This window comes from Mangrovihabitans endophyticus (assembly GCF_014646155.1).
GTDB lineage: Bacteria > Actinomycetota > Actinomycetes > Mycobacteriales > Micromonosporaceae > Actinoplanes > Actinoplanes endophyticus.
On the sequence record NZ_BMMX01000030.1, the window covers coordinates 17,748 to 44,133 of the forward strand.

At 69.7% G+C, this 26,386-nt stretch carries 27 protein-coding genes and 1 pseudogene; 13 read left to right on the plus strand and 15 right to left on the minus strand.

What is annotated here, in order from left to right; translation table 11 throughout:
- The first annotated feature begins 41 nt into the window (after positions 1-41).
- Together IEY73_RS24405 and IEY73_RS24410 are read left to right on the plus strand one after the other, a co-directional pair.
- Positions 42-605, plus strand: coding sequence for a GtrA family protein (locus IEY73_RS24405; protein WP_229716115.1), 564 nt, complete (start codon positions 42-44; stop codon positions 603-605).
- Positions 606-684: 79 nt separating this feature from the next.
- A complete protein-coding gene (locus IEY73_RS24410) occupies positions 685-1,257 on the plus strand; it encodes a GtrA family protein (protein ID WP_189081644.1) in 573 nt (190 codons plus the stop codon).
- A 40-nt stretch (positions 1,258-1,297) separates the two neighbouring features.
- On the opposite strand, the gene IEY73_RS24415 is transcribed toward IEY73_RS24410, so the two are convergent.
- From IEY73_RS24415 to IEY73_RS24425, 3 genes are read right to left on the minus strand one after another with little or no spacing between them, the layout of a single operon-like run.
- Positions 1,298-1,843 (minus strand): PH domain-containing protein, encoded by a 546-nt coding sequence (locus IEY73_RS24415; RefSeq protein ID WP_189081645.1) that lies wholly within the window; start codon positions 1,841-1,843, stop codon positions 1,298-1,300.
- A gap of 5 nt (positions 1,844-1,848) precedes the next feature.
- Complete coding sequence (locus tag IEY73_RS24420; protein WP_189081646.1) at positions 1,849-2,739, minus strand: biotin--[acetyl-CoA-carboxylase] ligase; 891 nt, start codon at positions 2,737-2,739, stop codon at positions 1,849-1,851.
- 26 nt (positions 2,740-2,765) lie between these two features.
- Entirely contained in the window at positions 2,766-3,857 is a 1,092-nt protein-coding gene (locus tag IEY73_RS24425; protein ID WP_189081647.1) for a hypothetical protein, read from the minus strand.
- 94 nt (positions 3,858-3,951) lie between these two features.
- On the opposite strand from IEY73_RS24425, the gene IEY73_RS24430 reads away from it, so the two are divergent.
- Positions 3,952-5,526, plus strand: a complete 1,575-nt coding sequence (locus IEY73_RS24430; protein WP_189081681.1) for an acyl-CoA carboxylase subunit beta — start codon at positions 3,952-3,954, stop codon at positions 5,524-5,526.
- A 51-nt stretch (positions 5,527-5,577) separates the two neighbouring features.
- Positions 5,578-5,865, plus strand: a complete 288-nt coding sequence (locus IEY73_RS24435) for a hypothetical protein (protein ID WP_189081648.1) — start codon at positions 5,578-5,580, stop codon at positions 5,863-5,865.
- Here IEY73_RS24435 and IEY73_RS24440 read toward each other — a convergent pair.
- From IEY73_RS24440 to IEY73_RS34565, 3 genes are all read right to left on the minus strand, one after another.
- Complete coding sequence (locus IEY73_RS24440) at positions 5,848-6,588, minus strand: M50 family metallopeptidase (RefSeq protein WP_189081649.1); 741 nt, start codon at positions 6,586-6,588, stop codon at positions 5,848-5,850. The genes IEY73_RS24435 and IEY73_RS24440 overlap by 18 nt on opposite strands.
- Before the next feature lie 24 nt (positions 6,589-6,612).
- A complete protein-coding gene (locus IEY73_RS24445; RefSeq protein ID WP_189081650.1) occupies positions 6,613-6,828 on the minus strand; it encodes a hypothetical protein in 216 nt (71 codons plus the stop codon).
- Between the two features lie 85 nt (positions 6,829-6,913).
- Entirely contained in the window at positions 6,914-8,245 is a 1,332-nt protein-coding gene (locus IEY73_RS34565; RefSeq protein ID WP_505744149.1) for a serine/threonine kinase C-terminal domain-containing protein, read from the minus strand.
- On the opposite strand from IEY73_RS34565, the gene IEY73_RS34425 reads away from it, so the two are divergent.
- Positions 8,198-8,449 (plus strand): pentapeptide repeat-containing protein, encoded by a 252-nt coding sequence (locus IEY73_RS34425; protein ID WP_189081682.1) that lies wholly within the window; start codon positions 8,198-8,200, stop codon positions 8,447-8,449. The genes IEY73_RS34565 and IEY73_RS34425 overlap by 48 nt on opposite strands.
- 525 nt (positions 8,450-8,974) lie before the next feature.
- Here IEY73_RS34425 and IEY73_RS24455 read toward each other — a convergent pair.
- A pseudogene (locus IEY73_RS24455) lies at positions 8,975-10,228 on the minus strand (serine/threonine-protein kinase); the annotation flags it as partial.
- Positions 10,229-10,329: 101 nt separating this feature from the next.
- Here IEY73_RS24455 and IEY73_RS24460 point away from each other — a divergent pair.
- The 4 genes from IEY73_RS24460 to IEY73_RS24475 all read left to right on the plus strand — a co-directional run bounded on the left by IEY73_RS24460 (position 10,330) and on the right by IEY73_RS24475 (position 14,761).
- Positions 10,330-10,533 carry an acyl-CoA carboxylase subunit epsilon gene (locus tag IEY73_RS24460; protein ID WP_189081651.1) on the plus strand — a complete coding sequence of 68 codons (204 nt, stop codon included), beginning with the start codon at positions 10,330-10,332 and terminating at the stop codon, positions 10,531-10,533.
- A 184-nt stretch (positions 10,534-10,717) separates the two neighbouring features.
- Positions 10,718-11,194: a hypothetical protein gene (locus tag IEY73_RS24465; RefSeq protein WP_189081652.1), complete on the plus strand. Its 477-nt coding sequence runs from the start codon at positions 10,718-10,720 to the stop codon at positions 11,192-11,194.
- Between the two features lie 1,572 nt (positions 11,195-12,766).
- Positions 12,767-13,849, plus strand: a complete 1,083-nt coding sequence (mycP, locus tag IEY73_RS24470; protein ID WP_189081653.1) for a type VII secretion-associated serine protease mycosin — start codon at positions 12,767-12,769, stop codon at positions 13,847-13,849.
- A 294-nt stretch (positions 13,850-14,143) separates the two neighbouring features.
- Complete coding sequence (locus IEY73_RS24475) at positions 14,144-14,761, plus strand: Maf family protein (RefSeq protein ID WP_189081654.1); 618 nt, start codon at positions 14,144-14,146, stop codon at positions 14,759-14,761.
- Between the two features lie 80 nt (positions 14,762-14,841).
- On the opposite strand, the gene IEY73_RS24480 is transcribed toward IEY73_RS24475, so the two are convergent.
- From IEY73_RS24480 to IEY73_RS24490, 3 genes are read right to left on the minus strand one after another with little or no spacing between them, the layout of a single operon-like run.
- Complete coding sequence (locus IEY73_RS24480; RefSeq protein WP_189081655.1) at positions 14,842-15,597, minus strand: ABC transporter permease; 756 nt, start codon at positions 15,595-15,597, stop codon at positions 14,842-14,844.
- A 5-nt stretch (positions 15,598-15,602) separates the two neighbouring features.
- Complete coding sequence (locus IEY73_RS24485; protein WP_189081656.1) at positions 15,603-16,559, minus strand: ATP-binding cassette domain-containing protein; 957 nt, start codon at positions 16,557-16,559, stop codon at positions 15,603-15,605.
- 42 nt (positions 16,560-16,601) lie between these two features.
- A complete protein-coding gene (locus IEY73_RS24490) occupies positions 16,602-17,189 on the minus strand; it encodes a PadR family transcriptional regulator (RefSeq protein ID WP_229716116.1) in 588 nt (195 codons plus the stop codon).
- A 67-nt stretch (positions 17,190-17,256) separates the two neighbouring features.
- Here IEY73_RS24490 and IEY73_RS24495 point away from each other — a divergent pair, with 67 nt between their 5' ends.
- On the plus strand, positions 17,257-19,002 hold the full coding sequence (locus IEY73_RS24495) for an acetyl/propionyl/methylcrotonyl-CoA carboxylase subunit alpha (RefSeq protein ID WP_189081657.1): 1,746 nt from the start codon (positions 17,257-17,259) through the stop codon (positions 19,000-19,002).
- Positions 19,003-19,018: 16 nt separating this feature from the next.
- Here the strand turns inward: IEY73_RS24495 and IEY73_RS24500 are convergent, their stop codons facing one another.
- Complete coding sequence (locus IEY73_RS24500; RefSeq protein WP_189081658.1) at positions 19,019-19,675, minus strand: TetR/AcrR family transcriptional regulator; 657 nt, start codon at positions 19,673-19,675, stop codon at positions 19,019-19,021.
- 421 nt (positions 19,676-20,096) lie between these two features.
- On the opposite strand from IEY73_RS24500, the gene IEY73_RS24505 reads away from it, so the two are divergent.
- Positions 20,097-20,906: a DedA family protein gene (locus tag IEY73_RS24505; protein ID WP_229716117.1), complete on the plus strand. Its 810-nt coding sequence runs from the start codon at positions 20,097-20,099 to the stop codon at positions 20,904-20,906.
- On the opposite strand, the gene IEY73_RS24510 is transcribed toward IEY73_RS24505, so the two are convergent.
- Positions 20,860-22,260, minus strand: coding sequence for an NAD(P)H-quinone dehydrogenase (locus IEY73_RS24510; RefSeq protein ID WP_189081659.1), 1,401 nt, complete (start codon positions 22,258-22,260; stop codon positions 20,860-20,862). The genes IEY73_RS24505 and IEY73_RS24510 overlap by 47 nt on opposite strands.
- A gap of 83 nt (positions 22,261-22,343) precedes the next feature.
- On the opposite strand from IEY73_RS24510, the gene IEY73_RS24515 reads away from it, so the two are divergent.
- Positions 22,344-22,808, plus strand: coding sequence for a gamma-glutamylcyclotransferase family protein (locus IEY73_RS24515; protein WP_189081660.1), 465 nt, complete (start codon positions 22,344-22,346; stop codon positions 22,806-22,808).
- 17 nt (positions 22,809-22,825) lie between these two features.
- On the opposite strand, the gene IEY73_RS24520 is transcribed toward IEY73_RS24515, so the two are convergent.
- From IEY73_RS24520 to IEY73_RS24530, 3 genes are all read right to left on the minus strand, one after another.
- Complete coding sequence (locus IEY73_RS24520) at positions 22,826-23,563, minus strand: SCO6745 family protein (RefSeq protein WP_189081661.1); 738 nt, start codon at positions 23,561-23,563, stop codon at positions 22,826-22,828.
- 119 nt (positions 23,564-23,682) lie between these two features.
- A complete protein-coding gene (locus tag IEY73_RS24525) occupies positions 23,683-24,588 on the minus strand; it encodes a hypothetical protein (RefSeq protein WP_189081684.1) in 906 nt (301 codons plus the stop codon).
- Positions 24,589-24,628: 40 nt separating this feature from the next.
- On the minus strand, positions 24,629-25,267 hold the full coding sequence (locus IEY73_RS24530) for an MBL fold metallo-hydrolase (protein WP_189081662.1): 639 nt from the start codon (positions 25,265-25,267) through the stop codon (positions 24,629-24,631).
- Positions 25,268-25,374: 107 nt separating this feature from the next.
- Here IEY73_RS24530 and IEY73_RS24535 point away from each other — a divergent pair, with 107 nt between their 5' ends.
- Positions 25,375-26,349 (plus strand): DUF4349 domain-containing protein, encoded by a 975-nt coding sequence (locus tag IEY73_RS24535; RefSeq protein ID WP_189081663.1) that lies wholly within the window; start codon positions 25,375-25,377, stop codon positions 26,347-26,349.
- Positions 26,350-26,386: the final 37 nt, after the last annotated feature.

Here is a 26,386-nt window from a genome sequence, read left to right on the forward strand (position 1 = left end):
CGAAAAATGCAGCCCGTGACGGTCGCCGGTACTCTCGGAACGTGCCCGCCCCTACGTCGACTCCGCCCTCCCACGGACTGCGAGCGAAACTCGGCGGGCTGATCCGTGAGGTGAGCAAGTTCGGCACCGTGGGTGGTCTCGCCTTCGCCATCGACTTCCTGGTGTTCAACGCGCTGCTGAAACTCGGCGCGGAGACGCTGGTGGCCAAGACGACATCCACCGTGATCGCCACGACCATCGCCTTCGTGGGCAACCGTTTCTGGACCTGGCGGCACCGCGCGCACCACCACATGGGCCGGCAGTACACCATGTTCTTCCTGCTCAACGCGATCGGCTTGGGCATCGCGCTGGCATGCCTGGCGATCAGCCACTACGGTCTCGGCCACTTCTGGCCCGTGCTGCAGAGCCAACTGGCGGACAACATCTCCGGCCAGTTGATCGGCTCCGCCTTCGGCACCCTCTTCCGGTTCTGGTCCTACCGGCGCTTCGTCTTCCGGGACGCGGAGGTCGCCGAGGCGGCGATGCCGGAGCTCGCCGAGCCGCTGGAGTCGCCGTCGAACACCCCGCCCGCCGAGCGGCAGCCGAGCTCGGCACCCCGCTCGTGACGCCGCTCGCGTGTGACGTTGACGTCACCGTCGCACCGACGCAACGCGGCCCGCACCCATGCCCCCGTAAGGTTGCCGAATGCCTTCTGCCCGTACGCTGACGGATCGCCTGCGCAAGCTGGCTCCCGAGGCCATCGCCTTCAGCGTGATCGGCGCGGCGAACACCGCGCTGTACCTCGCCATCACGTACGTCGCGATGCCCATCGGCGCCGTCAAGGCAACCGTCATCGCCACGGTGGTCACGACCACGCTGGCTTACATCGCGAACCGATACTGGACCTATCGGCATCACACCCGCAGCGCGCTGCGCCGGGAATACACGCTGTTCTTCGGCTTCAACCTCATCGGCATGGTGATCCAGTCCGGTTCGGTGGCCGTGGCCAAGTACGGCGGCGGGCTCAACGAGACAGACCACCGCCTGATCATCATGATCATCACGCTGGCCGCCGCGGGCGTGGCCACCATCTTCCGCTTCTGGGCCTACCGCACATTCGTCTTCCTCAAGCCACCGGTGGACGGTCACGAGGACGCGGTCACCGACCTGGACGCCGCGGCCGGGCTGGCCGAGCTGAGCACCGAGGCGCAGGACGCCGACCTGGACGCGGAACTGGCCAGCGAACTCGACGCGGCGCAGCGAGCCGAACGCCGCTGATCCCCGCCCGTCGACGGCGGCGCACCGGGTCCGAGTCAGATCAGCCCCGGCCCATCGGCAGGTCGTGGTCCTCCTCGCGGTCCTCGTCATCGTCGTCCGCCGCGCCACCCGCCTCGATCAGGTGGTAGAGGGCCCGCTGCACGAGCCGCACCTGAGGGACCGCGGGCAGCACCGCGGTCCGGTCGCCGATCGAATCGATGGTCAGCGTGCCGCAGCCGAACAACCGGTCGATGAGCGACTGGCTCATCAGGTGGTCGTTGATCCGGTTCAACGGCAGGTCGCGGCGCAGCCGCGCGATCACGCCGTCCTGCAGCAGGATGCGCTCGTCGGTGATCACATAGTGGGTGCACCGCCACACCAGCAGCGGGCGCACCGACCGGGTGAGCACAAAGTAGAGGCTCAGCGCCGCGACCACCCCGACGCCGATCAGCCCGCCGTCGTCGGCCGGAAGCATCACCCAGGCGACGATCACCGCGGCCAGCGCCATCGCCAGCACCAGCAACGGCCACACCACGGTCTTCACGTGCGGGTGCAGGTGGAAGACGACTTCCTCGTCGTCCTCCAGCGCATCGTCGGGGAAAGCCATCGCCGTCAGCGTACGTGCAGCACGTCTCCGGCCGAGACACGCGCCTCGGTGCCGTCCTCACGGCGAATCACCAATTGACCGTCCGCGTCGACGGTGCGCGCCCGCCCGGTCACCGCGCCCCCGCCGGGAACCTGTACCGACACCATGCGGTCGATCGTCGCGCAGGCCCCGCGGTAGGCCGCCAACAGCCCGCACTCCTCGGCGTCGCCGGACGCCGCGCGCCATCGGCCGTACCACCCGGCCAGGCCGCGCAGAAGGGCGCGCAACAGCGGGTCGCGGTCCGCGCTCGACGAACCGGCCAGCCGCAACGACGTGGCCGGCAGCCCGTCGGTCGGCGGCAACTCGTCGGCGCGGGTGGTGACGTTCAGCCCGACGCCGACCACTACGGCATCGGCGGCCACCTCGGCCAGAACGCCGGCGCATTTGCCCTCGGCGCCCCGGCCCATCGCCCCGCCCGGCTGCGGCTGACGCACCAGCACGTCGTTGGGCCATTTCAGGGTGGCGTGCAGGCCGGCGACGCGATCCACCGCCTCGCCCACCGCCACCCCGGTCAGCAGTGGCAGCCAGCCCCACCGGGTGCGCGGCACGGCGGGCCACGACCGTTGCGGCGCCTGATCGCCGGGACGCAACAGCACACTCAGGGTGAGGCCGGCTCCCGGCGGCGACACCCAGCGCCGACCGAGCCGCCCGCGGCCGGAGTCCTGCCATTCGGCGACCACGACCAGCCCCTCGGGTTCGCCGTCACGCGCGGCACCCGTGGCGTCGGCGTTCGTGGACTCCGTCTCGGCACGCAGGTCCAGTCGCCGCCACAGGCCGCCGGGCACGATCAGGGCGCGTTCCAGCGCGCGCGCCGACAGCGGAGGGCGGTCCAGGTCGCGGTACGGCGATACGGGCATCGGCACAGCGTACGCACCGCCCGGGGTCAGGGGGGATCTGCGGCGTGCCGGCTGACGTAGACGGTGCTCGGGTTCTCCGGGTACGGCCGGGGCCGGGGACGCCGGCGCTGCCCGGCCGGACGCGGCGGGGTCCAGGGTGCCCTGTCGTTGCGCCGCGTCCCTCCCGCAGCACCCGGGACGGTGGTCCGGGTGTCCGAGTGGGCGGCACGCTCCGACGGCACGTTTGCCGCCCGCGCCCAACTGCGTGGAAGCTCGGTGCGCCGGGGTCCACCGGTCGACGGCCACACCGGGACGGTCACCGTGGGCTCCGACTCGACCACCGCGGTGTCCGCGCCGAAACCGGACGGCGGCACCGGAACGTCCGGCAGCCGCTCGACCGGCGTGGGCCAGCCGTAAGCGTGCTCGGGCACCGGCGTCCAATAGTCACCCGCGGCGGTCTCGTTCTGGTCCCGGTACTGCGGCCGGACCCACCCCTCGACGCGGTCACCTTCCCGGTCGCGCACGGCGGACCGGTTCTGCACGTCCGACTGGCGACGGCGTGGCACGTACCGGTGGTTCACCGGCGGCGCTTCGGTCTCCTCCTCGGCTGCCGGATCCGCCGGGGCCGCGTGCCGCCGCCGTGGCGACGAGTTCAGATCAAGCGGCGGCCAGTCCGGAAACGCCGGGCCAGACTGCGCCGGGCCGGACGACTCCGGACCGGGCAGCTCCGGACCGGGCAACTCCGGGCCGGACGACTCCGGGCCGACGGGCTCCGGGTCGGACGGCGCAGGACCGGGCAGCGCCGGTTCGGGATTGCCGGACTCCGCGGCCCGCACATCCGGTGCCGCCTCGTCGACGGCGGACCGGTCCGGCGTCTCGCGTTCCGGCGATGCATCACGCTCCTCCGCGACCCGGGCCCGATGCGCAGCCTCGTCCCGCAGTCCCTTCGACGGTGGCGTGGGGCGCGCCCGCTTCGGCCGCCGCGCCACACCGCCGGACCGCCGCCGCGGCGGCCGGGGCAGGATCGCGGATCGGCGTCGCTTGCCCCGGCGGGACCAGAGCACATGGCGGAAGCCGATAAGCGTGGCGAGCCCTCCGGCGATCAATGCGATCCCCGCGGCGGTCATCCAGTTCGTCACGCGCTCTGTAACGAATGGGACATTGAGTACGAAACGGTGGCGTCTCGTCCTCGACACGCGGTCGGTGGGCGTGGATACGATCAACGCCGTGACGATCCCAGACCAGCAGCTCGACGTGCACACCACCGCCGGCAAGCTCGCCGACCTCGAGCGTCGCTCCGAAGAGGCCACGCACGCAGGCTCCGCCCGCGCGGTGGACAAGCAGCACGCCCGCGGTAAGAAAACCGCGCGGGAACGCATCGAGATGCTGCTCGACGAGGGCTCTTTCGTGGAGCTCGATGAGCTCGCACGGCACCGCTCGACCAACTTCGGGCTGGACAAGAACCGCCCGTACGGCGATGGCGTGGTCACCGGGCACGGGACCGTCGACGGGCGGCAGGTCTGTGTCTTCTCGCAGGACTTCACGGTCTTCGGTGGCTCGCTGGGCGAGGTCTTCGGCGAAAAGATCGTCAAGGTGCTCGACCTGGCGATGAAGATCGGCTGCCCGGTCATCGGCATCAACGACTCCGGCGGAGCCCGCATCCAGGAGGGCGTGGTCGCGCTCGGCCTGTACGCCGACATCTTCTTCCGCAACGTGCGTGCCAGCGGCGTGATCCCGCAGATCTCGCTGATCATGGGCCCGTGCGCCGGTGGCGCGGTCTACTCCCCGGCGATCACCGACTTCACCGTCATGGTCGACCAGACGTCGCACATGTTCATCACCGGCCCGGACGTGATCCGCACGGTGACCGGCGAGGACGTCGCCATGGAGGATCTCGGCGGTGCGCGCACGCACAACACCCGCAGTGGCAACGCGCACTACCTCGCCGACGACGAGGCCGACGCGATCGACTACGTCCGCGCCTTGCTGTCCTATCTGCCCGGCAACAACCTGGACGAGCCGACCACGTTCGACCTTCCCGCCGACCTCGCCCCGGGCGAAGCCGATCGGGCCCTGGACACGCTGATCCCGGATTCGGCGAACCAGCCGTACGACATGCACACCGTGATCGAGACGGTGGTGGACGACTTCCTGGAAGTCCAGCCGCTGTTCGCGCAGAACATCGTGGTCGGCTTCGGCCGCGTCGAAGGCCGCCCGGTCGGCGTCGTCGCCAACCAGCCGATGCACTTCGCCGGCACGCTGGACATCGCCGCGTCGGAAAAGGCGGCCCGCTTTGTCCGCACCTGCGACGCCTTCAACATCCCGGTGCTGACCTTCGTGGACGTGCCCGGCTTCCTGCCCGGCACCGACCAGGAGTGGGGCGGCATCATCCGGCGGGGGGCCAAGCTCATTTACGCGTACGCCGAAGCCACCGTCGCGAAGGTCACCGTCATCACCCGAAAGGCGTACGGCGGCGCGTACGACGTCATGGGGTCCAAGCACCTGGGCGCGGACATGAACTTCGCCTGGCCCACCGCGCAGATCGCGGTGATGGGTGCGCAGGGCGCAGTGAACATCCTCTACCGCGGCGAACTGGCCGCCGCCTCCGACCCGGCCACGGTGCGCGAAGAAAAGATCAGCGAATACGAAGACACCCTGGCCAACCCGTACATCGCGGCGGAGCGCGGCTATGTGGACGCGGTCATCGCTCCGTCACACACCCGCGCCCAGGTGACTCGCGCGCTGCGCACGCTGCGGACGAAGCGGGAGACCCTGCCGCCGAAGAAGCACGGCAACATTCCACTCTGACCCGCCGTTCGGCCCATTCCGGTCCGCATCGACCGGCGGCACTCTGAGCGGATGCAATCGAGCACGATCACGCTGGTCACCGCCGTCGTCGTCGGATTCACGGTCTTCGCCGTCGGATACTTCTGGGGGATCTTCCAGAAGGCACGAGGGACGCTCAAAGTGGCGAAGGTCGCGGTTCCCGCCGCGCGGTCAAGCTACTACGCGTCGTTATGGTCGGTCCTCAAGTGGGGCGTCGGCGCCCTGCTCATCCTGACGCTGCTGATCGCCGGGACGGTCAACGACAGCGACGCCGCGACACCGCCGCCGAGCCCGCCGCCTTCATCAGGTCCAGGGCGTTGAGCCATTGAGGAATTGCCCCGCCAACAGGAACACCCCGGCGGCGAGCGCGGCCAGGTTCGTCACGAAGAACACGAACACCCAGAAGAGTGCGGGCACGTGCGTGATGCGGGCGAGTTGATCCGCGTCCGACTCCGGCATGCGACCCCGGCTGCGTTGGTTCTGCAGCTCCCCCACCGGCCGCACCCCGCCGATCAGCAAGAACCACACACCGACGTACGCGAAAGCGGCCTGCACCGGCGGATCCGCGAACCACGACACGCCGAAGACGATGGCTCCCGTCACGATCACCGAGACGGCGCCGAAGGCGTTCCGGATGTTGATGAGCATCAGCAGGAGCAGCGCCACGGCCAGCCACAGCAGCAGCGTGATGCGGTTGCCGCCGAGCAGCCACGCGCCCAGCACCCCGATCAGCGATGGGGCGACGTAACCGGCCAGCAGCGTCAGGATCATGCCCGGGCCGGTGGGCCGCCCCGCGGACAGGGTCAGTCCGGAGGTGTCGAACTCCAACCGGATGCCCCGCAGTTTGCGCCCGGTGAGCAGGGCGATCACGGCGTGTCCGCCCTCGTGCGCGATGGTGATCGCGTTGCGGGCGATCCGCCACACCGGGCGGAACGCCACCGCCACGAGCGCGATGGCCGCAGTGACCAGCACCAGGACGCCCGGCGGGTCGGGTTGGGCACCGAACAATTGGTCCCAGATGTCACTCACGTTGTCGATCGACACAGCCCGGCAGCGTAGCCGATGAGGTCAGGCGCGGCGGCGCACCACCACGTCCGCCGGGCCGGTGGCGCGCTTGGACATGACGCGGAGACCGACCACGCCGGCTGTCACCGCGGCCACCCCGATGACCACCAGCAGGACGAGCAACGGGCCTGCGGCGGCGGCGAGCAGCGCCACGTCGGCCACGGCGATCAGCATCCACAAGCCGAGAGCCGGCTTGCTGCCGCATCGTCTGCAGTTCATGGCACACCTCCATCCGTGGTGACCGGTAGATACCCCCTCCGCCGGTGATTCACGCATGGTCATCGCCCAGAGTCATCACGGGAGGTCATCGCGCGGGCTTGAACCCCCGGTAGATCAAGTCCAGGGCAGCCTTGTTCGCGTCCCAGTCGTCCGCCGAGGTCGACCACGAGATCCCGTACGCCTGATCCGGCGCCGTGATGAAGCCTCGCTTGACGACGTGCAGGCGGTTCCCGCGGTCGCTGGTGCGCAGGAACTCCCAGTCCGCGGCCTTGTCCCAGTACGCCACTCCGCGTATCCCAAGCAGGCGATAGTCGCGATAACCGCCGCTGCGCTGGGCTTCCTGCTTCGTCCAGTCCTGCACCGGGTCCGGCTTGGGGTCCCGGGTCTGATCCACGATGAGCAGGCGCCCCTTGCCGGAATTGTCGGTGAACCAGACCTCGGAACCGCGGTGCGAGACGCGCCAACCGCGGGGCACCGGCACCGAGAAGCCGGTGCCGTCCTTGTAGAAGTACCAGCCGTCCGGCAACTCGACCCCGCCGCCACCGCCCGAGGGCTCCGCGGGGACGCTCGTGGGCTGGCTGGTCGTGGGCTGGTCGGTAGCGGGCTGAGCGGCGGCGGACTGGGCGGCCGTGCTCGCCGGGCCGGTCGCGGTCGTTTCGGCGGGCTCCGCCGCCTCGTTCGCGGTGGAATCCGTCACCGCGCCGGACTGTTGCGCCGCACCCGACGAGACGGGTGCCGCAGCGCCCGGCGTGCGGTCGTCGGCGGCGAACGCCAGCGGCACGACCAATCCCAGGGTCAGGATGACCGCGAGCACGATGAGCAGCCCGATGATCGCCTGGCGGCGGGTCAGCGTGGTGCCGAAGACCGTCACACCGCGCGGCTCGCGCCGCTCGGGGAACCGCATCGGCTGCCACGCGGGACGGCGGGACGGCGGGACGTGGCTCATGGCGGGCGGCACGGTGCCGGAGGCGCCCGCGTCCACCGCCGCTGCCATCGGCGGCCGCATCGGCCGACGCGTCGCGTCCGGCCCGGTCGGCAGCGCGGCAGCCGCGGCCTTGGCCCCGGCGACCTTCGCCGCGGTGATCGCGGCCGGTTGGCCGGCACTCCCCTGAGTGGCGCCCTCGGCCGTAGCCCTGGTGATGCTGTTCTTGCCGATGCCGCCGGCCGGGTCGACGTCCTCGGGAGTGCCCGCCTCCTCGGGAGTGCCCGCTGGGGCTTCGGCGCCTGGGGTGTCGTCGGCCTCGGCGGCGTCCGCCGCGGCGGCGTCCGCTTCAGCGGCGTTTGTCGCGGTTGCCTCAGTCGGGGTTGCCTCAGCCTCGGTGGCGTTGGCCTCAGCCTCGGTGGCGTTGGCCTCGACAATAGGGCCGCCATGGCCCGTGCGATCCGACCCGGAACGCTCCTTCTTCGCCCCGCCCATCTCGGCGTCGCGCACCTCGGGGCCGACCGCAGTGGAGTCTGCCGCAGTCGGGTCGGGCGCAGTCGAGTCGCCCTTCGACGGCCCTGTCCCCGCGTCCGTGGCGCCCGTCTCCGTGGCGCCCGTCTCCTTGGCGCCCGTCTCCTTGGCGCCCGTCTCCTTGGCGCCCGTCTCCGTGGCACCCGTGGTCGGGGCGCTGCTGCGTGAACGGCTCTTCTTCCGGGCCGCCTTGCTGCGTCCAGTACCCGCACGGGCACCAACGGTCGGCTTGTTCGGCGGGGTCGTCTTCGCCGATGCGGCGACGGCATCGTGCGCGTCGTCCTCGACATCCCGGGCCTCAGCCGTACCGGGACCGTCGCTCTCCGGCTCCGAGCCCCTCCCGGAGGAAGACCCGGCCGCGTCGTCCGCCTCCCGAGCCGACTCCCCGCTCGGCTCATCCGCATCGATCTCGCCGACATCGGAGCCGGCACCGCCCGCCACGCCGGCCTTCTCCGACCCCGCAACGCCCGCCTTGTCCGAGGTCTGCGCTTCGGCCGTACCGTCCTGGGCATCGGCCGCGCCCGGCTTGATCGCCGCAGTCCCCCGTGCCACCTGCCCGGCCGCTCCGGGCTGTTGGTCGGCCGCCGCCCGGCGTGCCCGGCGAGCGGCGGCAAGGTCGGCGGCCGAGAGCGCGCCGAATGCCGCGGACGCCTTCCCCTGAGCCGTGCCCTGCGCCGGTGACCGGTCGGCGGACGGCGCTTCCGGCGTCGGCGCCGACGTCGGCGCCGACATCCGAGTCTCGGCCGAGCGCCCCCGCACGGTGTCGCTCTTCGCCGTGTCGCTCTTCGCGGCAGGCTCCCGGCCCTCCCGGACCGGCGTGCCGTCCACCCGCGTGGAGTCCAGCGCGCGCGCCTCGACTTTGGGCGCCTCCGTTTTGGGCGCCTCCGTGGACGTCCCGTCCTGCGGGGCATCGGCCGGACGACCCACCGCCGCCTTGCCGGGGACATAGACCGGCGGGCGCGCCGCTCCCCGCGCCGTCGGGCGACGCGGGGTGGCCGGCGGGCGCGGCCCCGGCACCACCGGGCCCGAGCCTGGCACCACGGGCGGCGTCGCCGGCGTCGACGCGCGATCCCGACCCGCGCCCGGCCGGCGCATGGTCGAACTCATCGGGAAGCTCAGCTTCGACCGGCGGCCGGTGGCGCGCAGCAGCAGGCGCTCCGCCTCCTCGGCGTTGATGCGATGCGACGGGTCCTTTCGCAGGAGGCCGTTGAGCACCGGTTTGAGCGGCCCGGCGTGCCGCGCGGGCGGGGGATTCTCGGTAGCCAGCGCGGCCAGCGTGGCGATCGCCGACGGACGGGCGAACGGCGAGGCGCCCTCGACCGCGGCGTACAGCGTGGCTCCTAACGACCAGAGGTCGGCGGCCGGCCCGGCCGTGCCGTCGCGGGCCCGCTCCGGGGCGATGTACGCCGGGGACCCGAGCACCAGGCCGGTGCGCGTGACGTTGGGATCGCCCGGCACCGTGGCGAGCCCGAAGTCGGTGAGCACCACCCGGCCGTCGGCGCCGATCAGCACGTTGCCCGGTTTGACGTCGCGATGCACCACGCCGGCCCGGTGCGCGGCGCGCAGGGCGTTCAGCACACCGAGTCCGATTTCCGCCGTACGTACGGGCGGAAAGGTGCCGTCCGATGCCAGGGTGTCCTGCAACGACCGGGACGGCACGTACTCCATGACGATCCATGGGTCGGCGTCCGTACGCAGCACGTCGAACACACGTACCACGTTGATGTTGTTGAGCCGGGCGATGGCGCGCGCTTCCCGCAGCGAACGCTCGCGCATCTCGCGGCGCTCGTCCGGGGTGAGGCCCGGAGGGGGCACCAGTTCTTTGATCGCCACGTCGCGGTGCAGCACGACATCGGTGGCGCGCCACACGCGACCCATCCCGCCCTGACCGAGCGGCGCGACAAGCCGGTAGCGGTCAGCGACCACGAGCGGGGGGGAAGTAGACATCACGCAGAAAATACCCGGTCAGGTCGAGGCACAGCGAATTGATCAGCCGTGTGTGGGATGCGTGTCACCGGGCCGCAAAGCCCGCGTCGTACGCTTCGTCGATGGACAAGGATCCGCTGGTCAGAGTCGTACGCGGAAACCCGTCGCCGGACGAGGTCGCCGCCCTGGTGATCGCCCTGGTCACGAGATCAGCACCAGCCGATACCCGGCCGCCGCAGCCGACAGCATCAACCTGGGTACGCTCCGCACGCCCCGCCGCACGCCGGCCGTCCTGGCGTGCCTCAGGCTTGCCCGTGCCGCGTTGATATCGCTACGGCGACGACCGTCCACAGCGCCGCGTTCAGGGTCGAAATGACCTTCCGTCAATGAGTACGCTCTCATTGACTTAGATGAGCTTCGGTGTTTCCCAGCTCGCGTCCGCCCGAGCATCCGCCCGAGGGAGGCGGGTCCGAGGGAGGCGGAGCGTCTGTCGGGGGAGGATGGTGCGAGATGATCCCGGAGGAGGACCTCGGACCGGTCTGGCTGCGTGATTACGGGTTCACTGATTTCGGCGACATCGCCGCCGACATCGACGCCATGGAGAAGTTCGGCAGCGAGCTCCGCGCCGAGGTCGCCGAGAACTACGCGCCGCACATGCGTGAGGTCTCCCAGGCCATGATGACCCGGCTGCCCGAGGTCGCCGGCCACTTCCAAGAGCTCAGTGCGTTCCGGAGCACACATGAGGCCGTCCAGGACGCCACGCACGCGAACGTCTACGACCACGCCAACGGCACCACCTACCTGGCGACCGCCGCTCAGGAAATAGGCGCGGAATACCGCAACTCAGACGCCTTCTCCCGCGCCCGCGTCTCCGACGTCGAGCGGGCATTCGAGCGAGCCGCTGCCCCCGAGATGGGTTCGTCCGGATCGGATGCCGGCGAGACCTCCACGACCACCACGAACGACGACGTTGCGGGAGATGCGTGATGCTGGACGCAGGTGGCGGGGGCGGCGGAGGCGGCACCAACTGGTCGGCAATGGACGTGCCGCAGATGTGGCAGACCCTCGCCAATCAACAGGTCCTGTCGTACGACCCGGCGATCGGCATGTGGAAGAAGACGGCAGACTTGACGATCCGCCACATCAACCAGGTGAAGAACTATCGCGAGAACCTGGCCACCGCGTGGCCGCCCGAGAAGAGCCCGGCGGCGGCGGCCTACGTCGAACGCCTGGACAGCCTGATCGACAACCTCCAGGACACGTACGACGCAGCGGTCGCCAACTACGACACCCTCAAGACGGCGATGACGGCGATCGCGGCGTCCCGGGCAGACTTGAAGTCCCTCCACGACGAATACACGCAGAACGCGTCAAAGCTGGAGGCATTCGACGCGGAGCAGGCAACGAAGCCGCCGCAGTCCCCCAAAACGCCAACCCCGAAGCCGCCAGTGGCAGACGGTCGGCAGGAGCAGTTGAACCTCCAAGCACGCAGCATCATGTACGGCTTGAGCAGCGAGCTAATCCAGGCACGGGCACAGCTAGTGCGCCCGAAGCCGGTAGACAAAGGACTAATAGCAGGCGAGACAGAAGAGAAGTCCAGAGAGCTCCAATACCTGCCACCACCTTTGCAGAGCTCCTCAGTTTCAGCCGCGAGCACCGGGGTCACGCACACAAATAGCAGCTCCCCGAATTCGCTAGCATCGAGCACACCGGCGGCCATCACTAGCGATCCAAGTTCGCCGGTTGCGGGTGTCCGACAACCGGGTCTAGTTCTTGGCGGAGCTCAGCCGATAGCGTCGGCGGGACCGGCACCGGTTACTATGCCAAGCCCTCCGACACAGCCGTCGTCAGGGCTAATAAGCCCGGGAACTGTCCTTCCCCCAAGCACAGGGAGGCCGCTCCCACCAGTTGGGAGGCTGGGAGCAGGCCCTGTCCAAGCAGTTCCGCCTCTAGGCGAAACTGAGGGTCGGCCCACTACGAGACCAAGCCAGGCCAACGGACTGCGCGCAACGCCACTCAGCCCAGAGCGCGGTCTTCGAGCTATGCCGCCCGGCGGAGTGATCGGAAGTGTCCCAAATTCTGGTTTGCGGCAGCCATCAAGCCAATTGCGGCAACCCCAAAGGGTCAATCCCATCGGGGGCGTCATAAGCCCCAACGCAGCGGGACGAGGGACGACCGGAATGCCTACAGGTCGAACTGCATCAGCAGGCGGCTCATTGACCCCTTCGGGAAACCTCACACCTGCCCAGCATGGCGGGAAAAGCGCCGAGTCTACGCATCTCTCAGGACGAACTTTCAACCCAAGCGGCAAATCACCGACTGTCAGGGAACAAGTTATCGGGGCGGGCCAGCGGAGCACGGGTCAAGAAGATGAGGAAGACTTTGGGCAGTGGGACCCCAGCAATCCTTGGGAAACAGCGCAGGGCGTCTCGCCGGTGCTGCATCCTGAAACTGAGCCGCGAATCGACCCCGGTCCAGCAATCGGACTCAAATAGTCTGCTTCGATGGATTCGACGGACCACCACCGCGGCAGCCACATCGACCATTATGGCCGCCGCAATGACAAGTCCCGCCACTGCGGATGCCACCAGGGACGAGCAGTGGCATCTCAAATATCTTAACATCAAGGTTGCACACAGCGTCACCAAAGGCTCGGGCATCACCGTTGGAGTAGTCGACACCGGCGTCTCACCACACCCAGACCTCGACCAAAATCTCCTAGACGGGAAGGACGTGATATCAGACAGCACAGGAAATGGCAAGGTAGATGAAATCGGTCACGGCACCGCAATGGCAGGAATAATTGCCGCCCACGGACACGGGAAATCGTCGGGAGTAATCGGAATTGCACCGGAGACTAGAATTCTTCCCGTAAAGGAGGAGAAGCCAGGCTTCGCTAACGCCGGACTCAACATCGCTCCTGGAATCGAATATGCGGCGTCAAAAGACGTCGACATAATCAATGTATCACTGTCCAGTGCCCCAAGTTTGGCGCTACAAAGAGCTGTGATGGATGCACAGAAGCGAGACATTCTAATAGTCGCCGCAGCAGGAAATCGACCCAACGATTTTGCCATTGGCTACCCCGCAGCCATGCCGGGCGTACTTGCCGTTGGCGCTACCGACAGGGAAGGCAAGCATCTGCCTTTCTCAGTGGAGGACAACAAGGTTGGACTCTGCGCTCCGGGAATCGATATCGAGACCACATATTTAAATCGTGGATACGCGACATCTCGCGGCACATCTGATGCGACTGCGATTGTGTCTGGGGCCGCTGCGCTCGTACGTGCGAAGTTTCCCGACCTCTCCGCGCAGGAAGTGATTCACCGGCTGACCGCCACGGCTACCGATGTCGGCCCGCCGGGGCGCGATGAGGAGTGCGGCTACGGGATCGTCAACATCGTGAAGGCGCTTACTGCAGATGTGCCGCCTCTTGATGGTGCGGGCGCGTCGGAGCCTTCGTCCTCGCCGCCCGCTGAATCGAGTCCACCGGCTCCGCCTCAGTCCGCCCCTGAAGGTGAGGCTCAGACAAGTTCGGTGAATGTTCCCGCGGTGGTCGGCGGCATTGTTGGCGTTCTTCTCCTCGGTGGATTGATCTTCTCACTCGTTGTGCAACGACGTCGGCGGCGGACGGACCGGTGAGCGAGCTTGAGGCGATATGCGCGCGGGGGCCGGCCGGGCGTCTCCAGCCGTATCCCACGTACGTCTCGGCGGGCCGAGCGGTAGCTGGTTGACGTCAAAGCGCCGCCGGGAACAGCCGCCAGATGCCGCCGGACCACACGAAACAGCCACCAGGCTACGGCCCGACCACGCAAACCAGCCGCCGACCGGTGGCGGGAGACCCGCGCGTCACGATGGTGGCTGCGTCCACTCGTACAGTGCAACAACGGCGGTTGGCGGCGGCAGCGGATGCTGCGGCTTGTACCGTGATCCATTGTGCAGAACGACATTCTCTACCGCCTGGTTCTCGCCTCTGCCAGCCCGGCCCGTCGAGCCCTCCTGAAGTCTGCGGGCATCGACGCCGAAACGCTGGTCAGTGGCGTGGACGAGTCGGTGGTGGACGCCGACGACGCGTACACGCTCAGTTTGGCTCTGGCGAGGATGAAGGCGCGTACGGTCGCTGCCCGGCTGGAAGCGGACCCGGCCGTCCTGGTCCTGGGCTGCGACTCGGTGCTCGCCTTCGAAGGTCAGATCCTGGGCAAGCCGAAGAATGCGGCCGAGGCGGCGGAGCGGTGGCGGGCGATGCGCGGGCGTTCCGGGGTGCTGCACACCGGGCACCATCTGACCGAACTGGTGTCCGGTCGGCAGGCCGAGGAGGTGGGTACCACCGTCGTGCACTTCGCGGACATCTCGGACGAGGAGATTGACGCGTACGTGCGGACGAAGGAGCCGTTGAACGTTGCGGGCGCGTTCACGATCGACGGTCGTGGCGCGGCGTTCGTGGAACGCGTCGAGGGTGACCCGAGCAACGTGATCGGCCTGTCGCTGCCGCTGCTGAGGCAACTGCTGGCGGAGTTCGGCGTGCGGATCACGGAGTTGTGGCGACGCCGCTGACATCCCGCCGCCACGAGACCGGCCGCTGACATCCCGCCGCCGCTGAACCCGCCGCCGACACCCGCCACCGGCATCGCGTCTCACCGCACGCTGCGCGCGAACTCCCGCGCTGCCCAGACCACCGCCAGTATCGCCAGCACCGCCATGATGACCAGGCCCTGCCACACGTCCGGGGAACCCAGGTCGCCGCGGAACAGCGCCCGCGTCCCGTCCACCGCCCAGGAGAACGGGTTCCAGTTGGCCACGCCCTGCAGCCATCCCGGCGCCAGACTCATCGGCAGCAGGATGCCGGACAGCAGCAGCACCGGTTGGGCGACCGTGTTCATCAGCGGCGCGAGGGCGTCCTCGCTCTTGACAATCAACGCCACGCCGTAGGACAACGCCGAGGTCATCAGCGAGATCAGCGCGAGCATCAGGTAGGCGAGGAGCACGTACCCGATGAAGACGCGCAGGTCGAAGAGCAGCGCGAGCAGCGTGATGATGACGGCCTGCATGAGCAGGGACACCACGTCGCGCAGGGAACGCCCGAGCAGCAGCGCGAGCCGGCTGACCGGGGTGACGCGGGAACGTTCGATGATCCCGGCGCGCAGCTCGGCGATCATGCCGAAGCCCTGGAACAGGCCGCCGAAGATGGCCAGCAACACCAGCAGGCCGGGCACGAAGATGCGGTACGCCTCGGCGTCGCTGGACACGTTGAGGCTGCGCTTGAGCAGCGGGGCGAACAGCAACAGATACATCACCGGCTGGAAGACGCCGACGAAGACCCACACCGGGTTGCGCAGCAGCAGCCGCATCTGACGGTCGAAGATCAGCGAGGTGTCGCGGAGGATCTTCACTTCGATCAGCTCTCCCTCAGTGAGCGGCCGGTCTTGGTCAGGAAGACGTCGTCCAGGCTGGGCCGGTTGAGTTCGATGGTGCCGATGGGCACGTCGGCGCCGTCCAGGGTGCGCAGGATCTGCGGGATGGCCGCGGCCCCGTCGTCCGTGTAGAGCCGGACGCCGTCGTCATGGGTTTCCAGCTTGGTGACGAGTTCCAGCGGGTCGAGCACCTCGGCGGCGGAGGCGACGGCCTGGGGCGGCACGCCGATGCGCACCACATCGCCGGAGATGGTCCGTTTCAGCTCCGCGGGCGTGCCGGACGCGACGACCTCACCGTTGTCCATGATGGAGAGGCGGTCGCAGAGCACGTCGGCCTCGTCCAGGTAGTGGGTGGTGATGAAGACGGTCATGCCCTCGTCGCGCAGCCGCCGGATCTCGTCCCACATGTGTGCGCGGCTCTGCGGGTCGAGTCCGCTGGTGGGCTCGTCGAGGAAGACCACCTTCGGCTCGTGGATGATGCCGAGCGCGATGTCGACGCGCCGGCGTTGTCCGCCGGAGTAGGTCTTGCACTTGCGGTCCGCGTACTCGCTGAGCTGGAAAGCCTGCAGCACACGCCGGGTGCGCTCCTCGGCGGTGGACTTGGACACGCCGTACATCCGGGCCTGCAGGACGAGTTCCTCGTGCGCGGTGCACTCGTCCCAGGTGCTGCCGCCCTGCGCGACGTATCCGATGCGCCGGCGCACCTGTGCCGAGTCGGTGCGCAGGTCGGCGCCGGCAATGACAGCGGTGCCGCCGTCCGGCTCGATGAGGGTGGCGAGCATGCGGAGCGTGGTGGTCTTGCCGGCGCCGTTGGGGCCGAGGAATCCGAAGATCTCTCCCTCGGCGACGTCCAGGTCGACGCCGCGTACGGCCTCCACGGTCTTCTTCTCGCGACCTCGTCGGGACGTGAACGACTTGCGAAGTCCCCGCGTCTCAATCATGCGAGACACGGTATGTCGTCAAGTTTGAATAGGCAAAGTCAATTACACGTCGTTCCACATGTCGGGGGTGGCGCCGCCGTCCGGCATGTACCTCTCGCCGGATTCGATGCGCTGGGCGGTTCGTTCACACCAGGCCATCTCGGCCTCGTGGCGGTCGATGGTGAGCTCCCAGAGCCACGAGACGTAGGACGGCTTGCGCCGCGCCCAGTCGGCTGACATGGCGGCACGCAACTGCTGCACTCCGACGGTGAGCTGGACGATCCGATTGCGTAGCGCCGCGGCGGCCTCGGCACGCGGCAGTGCGGGCAGGAACGAGAATCCGGCCATGAACCGCTCGGGCGAGCCGCCGACCTGCCACCAGGCGTCGCGCAGCAGCGTCATGAACTCCGCGGCACCCTTGTCGGTGATCTCGTACGTGGTGCGTGCGGGGCGTGCGCCGACCTGCTCGGTGGCGACCGGGCGGATCAGCTCCTCCTCGGAGAGCTTGCGCAGCGCGTGATAGATCGATCCGGGCTGCACGTGGGCCCACTTATCGGCGTTCCAGCTCAGCAGCTCACGGCGGACGTCGTAGCCGTGCACCGGCTGCATCCACTGCACCAGGCCGAGGATCATCATGCGCGTCGCGGACATGACCCGAGAGTAATAGCCAAATTTGACTGAAAAGAAACCGTCCGCCGCGACCGCTAGGCTCGGGTTCGTGCGCAAGGTATTGATCGCCAATCGCGGCGAGATCGCTGTCCGGGTCATCCGGGCCTGTCAGGACGCGGGTCTGGCCAGCGTCGCCGTCTACGCCGACGCCGATCGCGACGCGCCGCCGGCCCGACTCGCCGACGAGGCGTACGCGTTGGGAGGCGACACCGCAGCGGACACCTATCTGCGCATCGACAAGCTGCTGGACGTGGCCGAGCGCAGCGGTGCCGACGCGGTGCACCCCGGTTATGGCTTCCTCTCCGAAAACGCGGACTTCGCACAGGCGGTGCTGGACGCGGGCCTGACCTGGATCGGCCCCACCCCGCAGGCGATCCGCGACCTGGGCGACAAGGTCACCGCGCGGCACATCGCCCAGCGCGTCGGCGCACCGCTGGTCCCGGGCACGAGCGAGCCGGTGTCCGGTGCCGACGAGATCGTGGCGTTCGCCGAGGAGCACGGCTTGCCGGTGGCGATCAAGGCGGCGTTCGGCGGCGGCGGACGCGGTCTCAAGGTGGCCCGCACCGTGGCCGAGATCCCGGCGCTGTTCGAGTCGGCCACGCGCGAGGCGGTGGCGGCGTTCGGGCGGGGCGAGTGTTTCGTGGAGCGCTACCTGGACCGGCCCCGGCATGTGGAGGCTCAGGTCCTCGCCGATCAGCACGGGTCGGTGGTGGTGGTCGGCACCCGCGACTGCTCGCTGCAGCGTCGCCATCAGAAGCTGGTCGAGGAGGCACCCGCGCCGTTCCTCACCGACGAGCAGCGGTCCCGCATCCACGAGAGCGCCAAGGCGATCTGCCGGGAGGCGGGCTATCACGGCGCCGGGACGGTGGAATACCTGGTCGGCCAGGACGGCACCATTTCGTTCCTGGAGGTGAACACCCGGCTGCAGGTGGAGCACCCGGTCACCGAGGAGACGGCGGGCGTCGACCTGGTCCGGGAGATGTTCCGGATCGCCGACGGGGAACCGTTGCGCCTGCACGCGGATCCGGTGCCGCGCGGCCACGCCATCGAGTTCCGCATCAACGGCGAGGACGCCGGCCGCGGTTTCCTGCCCGCTCCCGGCGCCGTCACCGGGTTGACCTGGCCGGCTGGGCCGGGGGTGCGGGTCGATGCCGGAGTGACGCAGGGCGATGTGGTCGGCGGCAACTTCGACTCCATGATGGCGAAGATCATCGTCACCGGGGAGACCCGTCAGGAGGCGATCGAGCGCTCCCGCCGGGTCCTGGACGAGACGGTGATCGACGGCATCGCCACGGTGCTGCCGTTCCATCGCCTGGTGGTCCGCGACCCCGCGTTCGTGGCGGACTTCAGCGTGCACACCCGGTGGATCGAGACCGAATGGGCCGGCGGCGTCCCGCCGTTCACCGCGCCAGCGGCGGCCGACCAGCCGGACGCCGAGCGCACCAGCGTGGTCGTCGAGGTGGCCGGCAAGCGGTTGGAGGTCACCCTGCCGGCCGGCCTGGCCGCGAGCGGACCGGCCCCGGCCGCCCGCCCGGCCGCGCGGCGGTCCCGCGCCGGCCGGGCCGCCCCGGCCGCCAGCGCGGCGGCGTTGAGCGCCCCCATGCAGGGCACCGTGGTCAAGGTGGCGGTGAGTGACGACGACCAGGTCGCCGAGGGCGACGTGATCGTGGTGGTCGAGGCGATGAAGATGGAGCAGCCGTTGCCCGCCCACCGGGCCGGCACGGTGACCGGTCTGGCGGTCAAGGCGGGCGAGACGGTCACCCCGGGCACCGTCATCTGCACCATCGAGGAGTGAGGTCGGCCCGCTGGGATCAGCCCACTCCGTCCCGCAGCCGGGCGAACACCAGCCGGGCCGCGTCCTCCGGGGCGGCCGAGGTGCCCGGCAGGGCGCCGCTGAGCCAGAGCGTGGCGAACCCGTGCGCCACCGACCATGCGGCGAGGCCCGCGGCTCGGGTTTCATCCCACTCGCCCGCGCTGCCGCCGACGGTCCGACCGGGATCCGGGCGGGCGGGATCCGGGCGGGCGGGATCCGGGCGGGCGGGATCCGGGCGGGCGGGATCCGGGCGGGCCCGCATCGCGGCCAGGCCCTCGTAGAGCGCCCGCCGCGCTCGTTGCCGCGCGGCGGCCAGATCCGCGTCCTCGGCGCGGTACAGGCCGGGGGAGAACATCACCTCGAAGTGCGCCCGGTGCGCCAGCGCGAACCGGACGTACGCCACTCCGGCCTCAAGAAACTCGCCGGACCCGGCGGACAGTTCCGCGGACAACTTGTCGAAGCCCTCCGCGGCGAAGGCGGTCAGCAGGCCCGCCTTGTCTCCGAAGTGATGCATCGGGGCGGCATGCGACACGCCTGCCCGGCGGGCCAGGTCGCGCAGGCTCAGAGCGGCCGGCCCGGCCTCGCCGATCGCCTCCGCGGTGGCGTCGAGCAGCGCCCGCCGGAGGTCGCCATGGTGATATGACCGCTTCGCCATCCGCCCACTGTATCTAGTCGTTGACAAGTTAGACGCGAGAGCGTAATACTGCTCCTTTGCCTCTCGTCGATCGGCTCCGCGAGCGACGACCGACCGACGACGAGCGGACGACAGGACGTCACGGGCGGGGGCCGCCGGTACGGGACCTACCGGCGGCCCGAGCGCCCGAGACGACCGAGAACGGGGGACCCGGCGTTTCGAGCACCATCACGGTACGCCGCGTTTCTGTGCGTGCGTAGCCGCTGCGGGCGGGCTAACTCGGCGAAACCCGGCCGAACACCGCCGAACTGCAACGGCAGCAACGTACCGTGGTACGGATCACCGTTAGCCTGCCCGCAGAACGAGCATGCTGAACTCAGCCCACTCTCAGGGCTGTCCAAGCACCATGACGGGAGCCCCGAGCCGCGAGGTGGCCGCATCAATGACTGATCTGTTGACCGTGCTGACCACGCCGGCGTGGATCTACCTGGCCATTTTCGGGTTCCTGACGGTCGACGCGATGGTTCCGGTGTTCCCGGTCCAGGCCATCATGATCACTTCTGGCGCGCTCACCGTCTACGGAAACCTGGAACTTCCGGTGGTGATCGCGGTGGGTGCGCTCGGCATGTTCACCGGCGACGCCCTCGCCTTCGTGCTGGGCCGGACCTCCGGGAACGTGGGCGGCAACTGGCTCAGCAGCCGCCTCGCCGCGTTACGGCAGCGCTTCGCACCGAAGAACGACGAGCCCGCCTCCAAGACCCGGCGCGCCGCCGAGCGCTTCACCCGCGGGCTGCGCCAGCCGGGCCCGCTGGTGCTCCTGCTGTGCCGGTTCGTCCCGGGCGGCCGGATGGCCTCCGGTTACCACGCGGGCCGCACCGGCTATCCGATCAAGTTCTTCATCGCGTACGACGGTGGCGCATGCCTGGCCTGGGCAACCTACGGCGGCCTCGTGGGCCACATCGGCGGCACCGCGGTGACCCAGTCGGCCTGGCGGCTGTTCGCCATCGCGGCCACCGCGGCGGTCGTCTTCGGCACCGCAGGCTGGATCCTGGCGCTGTTCGGCGGTCGCAAAGCTGTCGACCAAGAGATCGCCGAGGACGCCACGGCCACCCCGGAGGTGGACACCCAGGAGGCGCCTACCCAGCAGGCGGACACCCAGCAGGCGGCGAGCGACGACGCGTCGGCGGAGCAGGTGGGACAGGCAGCTATCGCGGCTCGTGGTACATCAACTGACGGGCAGCCTCCGCGATAGAACCGGACAGCGACGGATAGATCGTGAAGGTGTGGGCCAACTGGTCCACGGTGAGATTGTTCTCCACCGCCATGGTGACCGGCAGGATCAGCTCGCTGGCCTTCGGCGCGACCACCACGCCGCCCACGATCTGACCGGTGGCCGGCCGGCAGAACAGCTTGACGAAACCGTCGCGCACCTCGGCCATCTTGGCCCGCGCGTTGCCGGACAGCGGCAACATCACCTGGCGCGCGGGGACCTTCCCGCTGTCCACGTCGTTCTGCGACACCCCCACCGTGGCCAGTTCCGGGTCGGTGAAGACGTTCGCCGAGACGGTGCGCAGCCGCAACGGTGTCACCGCCTCGCCCATGGCGTGCCACACGGCGATCCGGCCCTGCATCGCCGCGACGCTGGCCAGCGGCAGCACGCCGGTGCAGTCGCCGGCCGCATAGATCCCCGGCACATTGGTGCGCGACACCCGGTCGACGGTGACGTAGCCGCCCTGAGCCACCTCCACGCCGTACTCGCGCAGGCCAAGATCCGCGGTGTTGGGCACGGCGCCCACGGCCATCAGCGCGTGCGAGCCGCTGACCGACCGGCCGTCGGCGAGCGTGACCGACACACCGTCGCCGGTGTTCACCACGGACTTGGCGCGGGACTGGTTGAGGATCGTCATGCCCCGCTCGCGGAAGACACGCTCGATGGCCATCGCAGCGTCGGCATCCTCATGCGGCATCACCCGCTCCCGGCTGGACACCAGGGTCACCCGCACACCGATGGCCAGGAAGGCGCTGGCGAACTCCGCGCCGGTCACGCCGGAGCCGACCACGATCAGGTGCTCGGGCAGCTCCGGAAGGTCGTAGACCTGACGCCAGTCCAGCACCCGTTCGCCGTCCGGGACGGCGGTCGGCAGCACCCGAGGGGTGGCGCCGGTGGCCAACAGGACGGTGTCGGCGTCCACCGCGTACGTCTCCGCACCCACCGGCGTGATCAACACACGGTGAGTGTGACCGAGCGTGTCGTCACCCATCCGGGCATGCCCGTGCACCACGTCCACCCCGGCCTTGACCAGCTTCGCCTGGATGTCGCCGGACTGGGCCACGGCGAGTTGCTTGACCCGCTCGTTGACCGTCGCGACGTCGACGCTCACCCCGGACAGGCCCGCCGAGCGAATCCCGAAACGGTCGTTGTTCCGATACCCGGTCACCACCTCTGAACTGGCGATGAACGTCTTCGACGGCACGCAGTCGGACAGCACGCAGGCACCGCCCGCGCCATCAGCCTCGACGAGCGTGACGTCCGCGTCGAGCTGGGCCGCCACCAGCGCCGCTTCGTAGCCGCCCGGGCCCCCACCGATGATCACGATCCGGCTCACAGTCTGATTACCTCCACCTCAATTGTGCCGACACGCACCCCTCGTATTCTCTCCCACGGGCCGTGGCGGTTATCGTCATCGCCGTGCGTCACTACGCCGCGTATGGCTCAAATCTTGATCCTGCTCGCATGCGGGCTTACTGCCCGCACTCGCCGATGGTCGGCGTGGGGTGGATCGAGGGGTGGCGGCTGACCTTCGCCGGCGACGGCGAGATGGGGTGGGAGGGCGCGGTCACCACCATCGTCGAATCGCCCGGCGACCGGGTGTTCGTCTCGCTGTACGACGTGCACCAGTGGGACGCCGCGCAGCTCGACGAGGTCGAGGGCGTGACCGCGGGGGCGTACCAGAAGCTCACCGTGCGCGTGGTGACCCTGGAGGGCGAATACAGCGCCTGGGTGTACGTCTACGACGGCTACGAGGGCGGCATGCCGACCGCCTGGTACCTGTCCGAGATCGCCAATGCCGCGGAGAAGGCGGGCGCGCCCGACGACTACGTGATGGACCTGCGCCGCCGGCCCACCCGGACTGCTTCGCCGTCGGACGAATGACCAGCTCCCGACGAGCGTCAGCGTCGTAGCGTGCCCCGCAACGAGTCAAGCAGACCGACCAGTTCGATCCGCTCGGCCCGGTCCAATTCCGCGTACGCCCGGCCGGCCATCGCGTCCGCCACCGATTCCGCCCACATCAGTCGCCGTACGATCGGGCCGACCTGAGGGTACGGAGGCTGCCAGCCGAAGGCGACCGCACCGGTCTCCCCTTCCGGCCCGGCGATGATCGCCTCCAACGGGGTCAGGCCGCTGGCCCGCACCGCGAGGACCTGCACACCCAGTCGGTGCTCGTGCAGCAGATGCAGGTTCACCGCCACCTGCGCGCCGGGCGCGCTGTTCGGCACCGGCATGGCGCGCCAGGCCGCGAACAGCGGCAGCGCGGCGCCGTCCGCCGCGTACGCGACCCGCTTGGTGAGATCGAGCAGCCGGCCGACCCGGGGGAAGTCGCCGATCCGCTCCTCGCCCCACCGACACAGCTCGTGCAGGTGCCAGGCGGCGACATCCATCGGGTCGGTGGTCTTGGCCGCCGCCTCCCACCCCTCCGCGACCGCGTCCGGGGCGATGAAGCCGATCGCCGCGGTCACCGTCTCGGCGCGCACCTCGCCGAGCGCGCCGGCCCGGGCCGACACGTGGTAGGCCCACCCGGACAATCCGAGCAGGCGGGCACGGCGCAGCGTCTGAGGTGATTCGGCGAAGGCTCCGATGAGCTCGGCCAGTCCCGGTTTGGCGGTGGCGGCTGCCTGTTCGGGGGTCACGCGCCCGATTGTGCTCTTCTTGACTGGATCTGGAAAACATTCTCCGTCCTCGCCGGACCTTCGGGGTCCGCACGCCACCGTTCGGCGCGCCCGGCGCACCGTTTCGTCCAGTGAACCCCTCAGCCGGGGTCGTGGGCCTCCAGATCCTCCAGCGCGGCCTGAGCGTCTCCGACGCGCCGACGAGCCGCTGCGGCCTCCCGTTCCGCGTCACGGCGAGCGGACTTCCGCCGGGCCACATCGGCCTGCGCCTCCGCCCGGCGGCGCTCCAGCTCGGCCAGTTCGGCATCGAGGTCCTCGACCGTGTGCCCGGCGTCGCGTTCGGCCGATTCCGCCCGCTCCAATTGCTGATCGGCACGGCTCTCGGCGGCCTGCGCGGCACTCAACTCCCGCGCCAGCGCCCGGTGGCGTTCCTGGAACTCGCGGCGCCGGCGCTGCTCCGCCGCGCGGATCCGGATGTCGGACACCGTGCCGTCCGGCGCAGCCTCCGCCGCCACATCAGCGCCCTCGTCGTCGGCGGCGCCCTCGTCGTCAGCGGCGTCGGCGTCCACTTCGTCGGTGACCAGCCGCAGCCGAGGCCGCGGCACCTCGCCGAATCCCGCGTACGAGACGGCCCGCACCAGCCGTCCGGTGCGGACCTGCGCGGCGATATCCGGTTCGGCAAGCGCCGCGGTCAGCGTGGCCTCCACCTCGGCCAGCGGCAGCTTGCCGCCCACCGAGGCGCCCGATGCGAGCTCGCGCGCCTGCGCGACAAGTGCGGACACCACCTGCCGGCGCTGCGCGGACAACTGCCGCAGTTGGGCACCGTCCAGGCCACGCTGGGCGTCGCGCAGCGCGGTGGACAGCTCGACCAGTTCATCGATCAGATCCGGGCGGCGCAGCGCCAGCAGGTTGACCACCCAGGCGGCCACGGTCGGCTTCCGCAGCGCGGCGAGCCGTTTCGTGGCGGCCCGGTCCCCCGCCTCCCGAGCCTGCGCCACCGCAGCCGCACGGGCGGCGACGAACGAGTCCGGCGGCGCTTCATACATCCGCCGGATAAGCTCGTCCACGTCGTGGGCTGTGGGCACGTCAGTCGATCGTCGTGCCGGGCGTCAGGTGGGCGTAGCCGGTGCCGGACAGCCGCTCCAGGTGGCCGTCCGAGACGCGCGCGCCGGTCTCGTTCAGCAACGCGTCGTGCAGCGCGAAGGCCCGGCCCGGCTTCACCGCCCGGACGAAGTCGATCGACTCGGCGAGCTTGGCCCATGGGGCGTTCAACGGCACGAACAGAGTATCCACCGGCACCCCGTCGTCCGGCACGAAGAACGAGTCTCCCGGGTGATAAAGGTTCGCCGTGCCGTCGCTGACGAGATAGCCCAGGTTCGCCACGCGCGGGATGTCCTGATGAATCAGGGCATGCTGCCCCCCGTACGCGGTGACGGTCAGCCCGGCGGCGGAGAACCGCTGCCCCGGCTCGACCGTGGTGACCGCGTCCCGCAGCGGCGCCAGCTTCGGCAGCACCTCGGCGTGCGCGAAGATGCGCAAGTCCGGCCGCGTGGACCGGGCCGCGACCACCGCGTCGACGTTCAGGTGATCGAAGTGTTCGTGCGTGATCAGCACCGCGTCCGCGCCGTCCAGCGCCGACTGCTCACTGAACGCGCCGGGATCGACGACGAGCACGCCGTCGCCTTCCACGCGCAGACAGGAATGCGTGAACTTGGTGATGCGCATGAGGCCTCCTCCGCAGCCGAATCGTTATTGGCGCTACCCGAGTCTGCCGGAACCCATGCCCCCGCGCCGCACGTCACAGCGGACAACATCGGACACGGGAGGCAATGATGCGCACAGCCGCGCTGGTGGCCGCCACCATACTGATATCCACCGCCACACTCGCCGGATGCAGTTCCGGCGACTCCGCCGGATCCTCGGCACCCGCAGCCGCACCGGCCCGACCCGGCACCGCAGCGGAGCAAGCCCCGGAGCGAACCACCGATCAGGCCGCGCGCGCTCCCGACCTCAGCGTGGACCAGCGCTCCATCATCTACACGGGCTCCATCACCGTACGGGTGAAGAACGTGACCGTGGCAGCCACCCAGGCGACCGGCATCGCCACCACGGCCGGGGGTTTCGTGGGTGGCGACGACCGGCACAGCAGCGCCGGATCGGACCAGGCGACGCTCGAACTTCGCGTGCCCGCCGACCGGTTCGCCGCCGTGGTCGGCAAACTGGTCCGGCTCGGCAACGAAGAGCTGCGCAGCCTGAGCACCGAGGACGTCACCGAACAGACCATCGACCTGGACGCCCGCATCGAGGTGCAGCAGGCGCGTGTGGACAGTGGCCGCAAGCTGCTGGCACGCGCGGAATCGCTGGACGACCTGGTGATGCTGGAGCGCGAGGTGGCCACGCGCGAGGCGGACCTGGCGTCCCTGCAAGCCAAGAAGCGTCGCCTGGCGGACCTCGTGGCCCTCTCCACCATCACCGTGATCCTGGTGGACTCGGACGCGACGACGATCGGCGACGACGATCGGCCGCCCGGTTTCCTGGCCGGGCTGAGCGGCGGCTGGCATGCTTTGGTGCGGTCGCTGGGCGTGTTAATGACGGTGCTGGGCGGGGCCTTGCCGTGGCTGGTGGCCATCGGCGTACCACTGTGGGCGGTCATCTTCCTGCTGCGACGTGCGGGGCGGCGGCGCACGGGTGGCGTTCCGGGCCCGCAGACCAGGCCGGGCTTGAGCTACGCCGGAGCACAAGGTGCGGACAGCACCCCCACCGACTCATCGGACGGCCCATCCGAGCCGCCGCCCCGTCGATCTTGAGGTTTCGGCGCTCGTTTTCACCACGGCACCACCGATT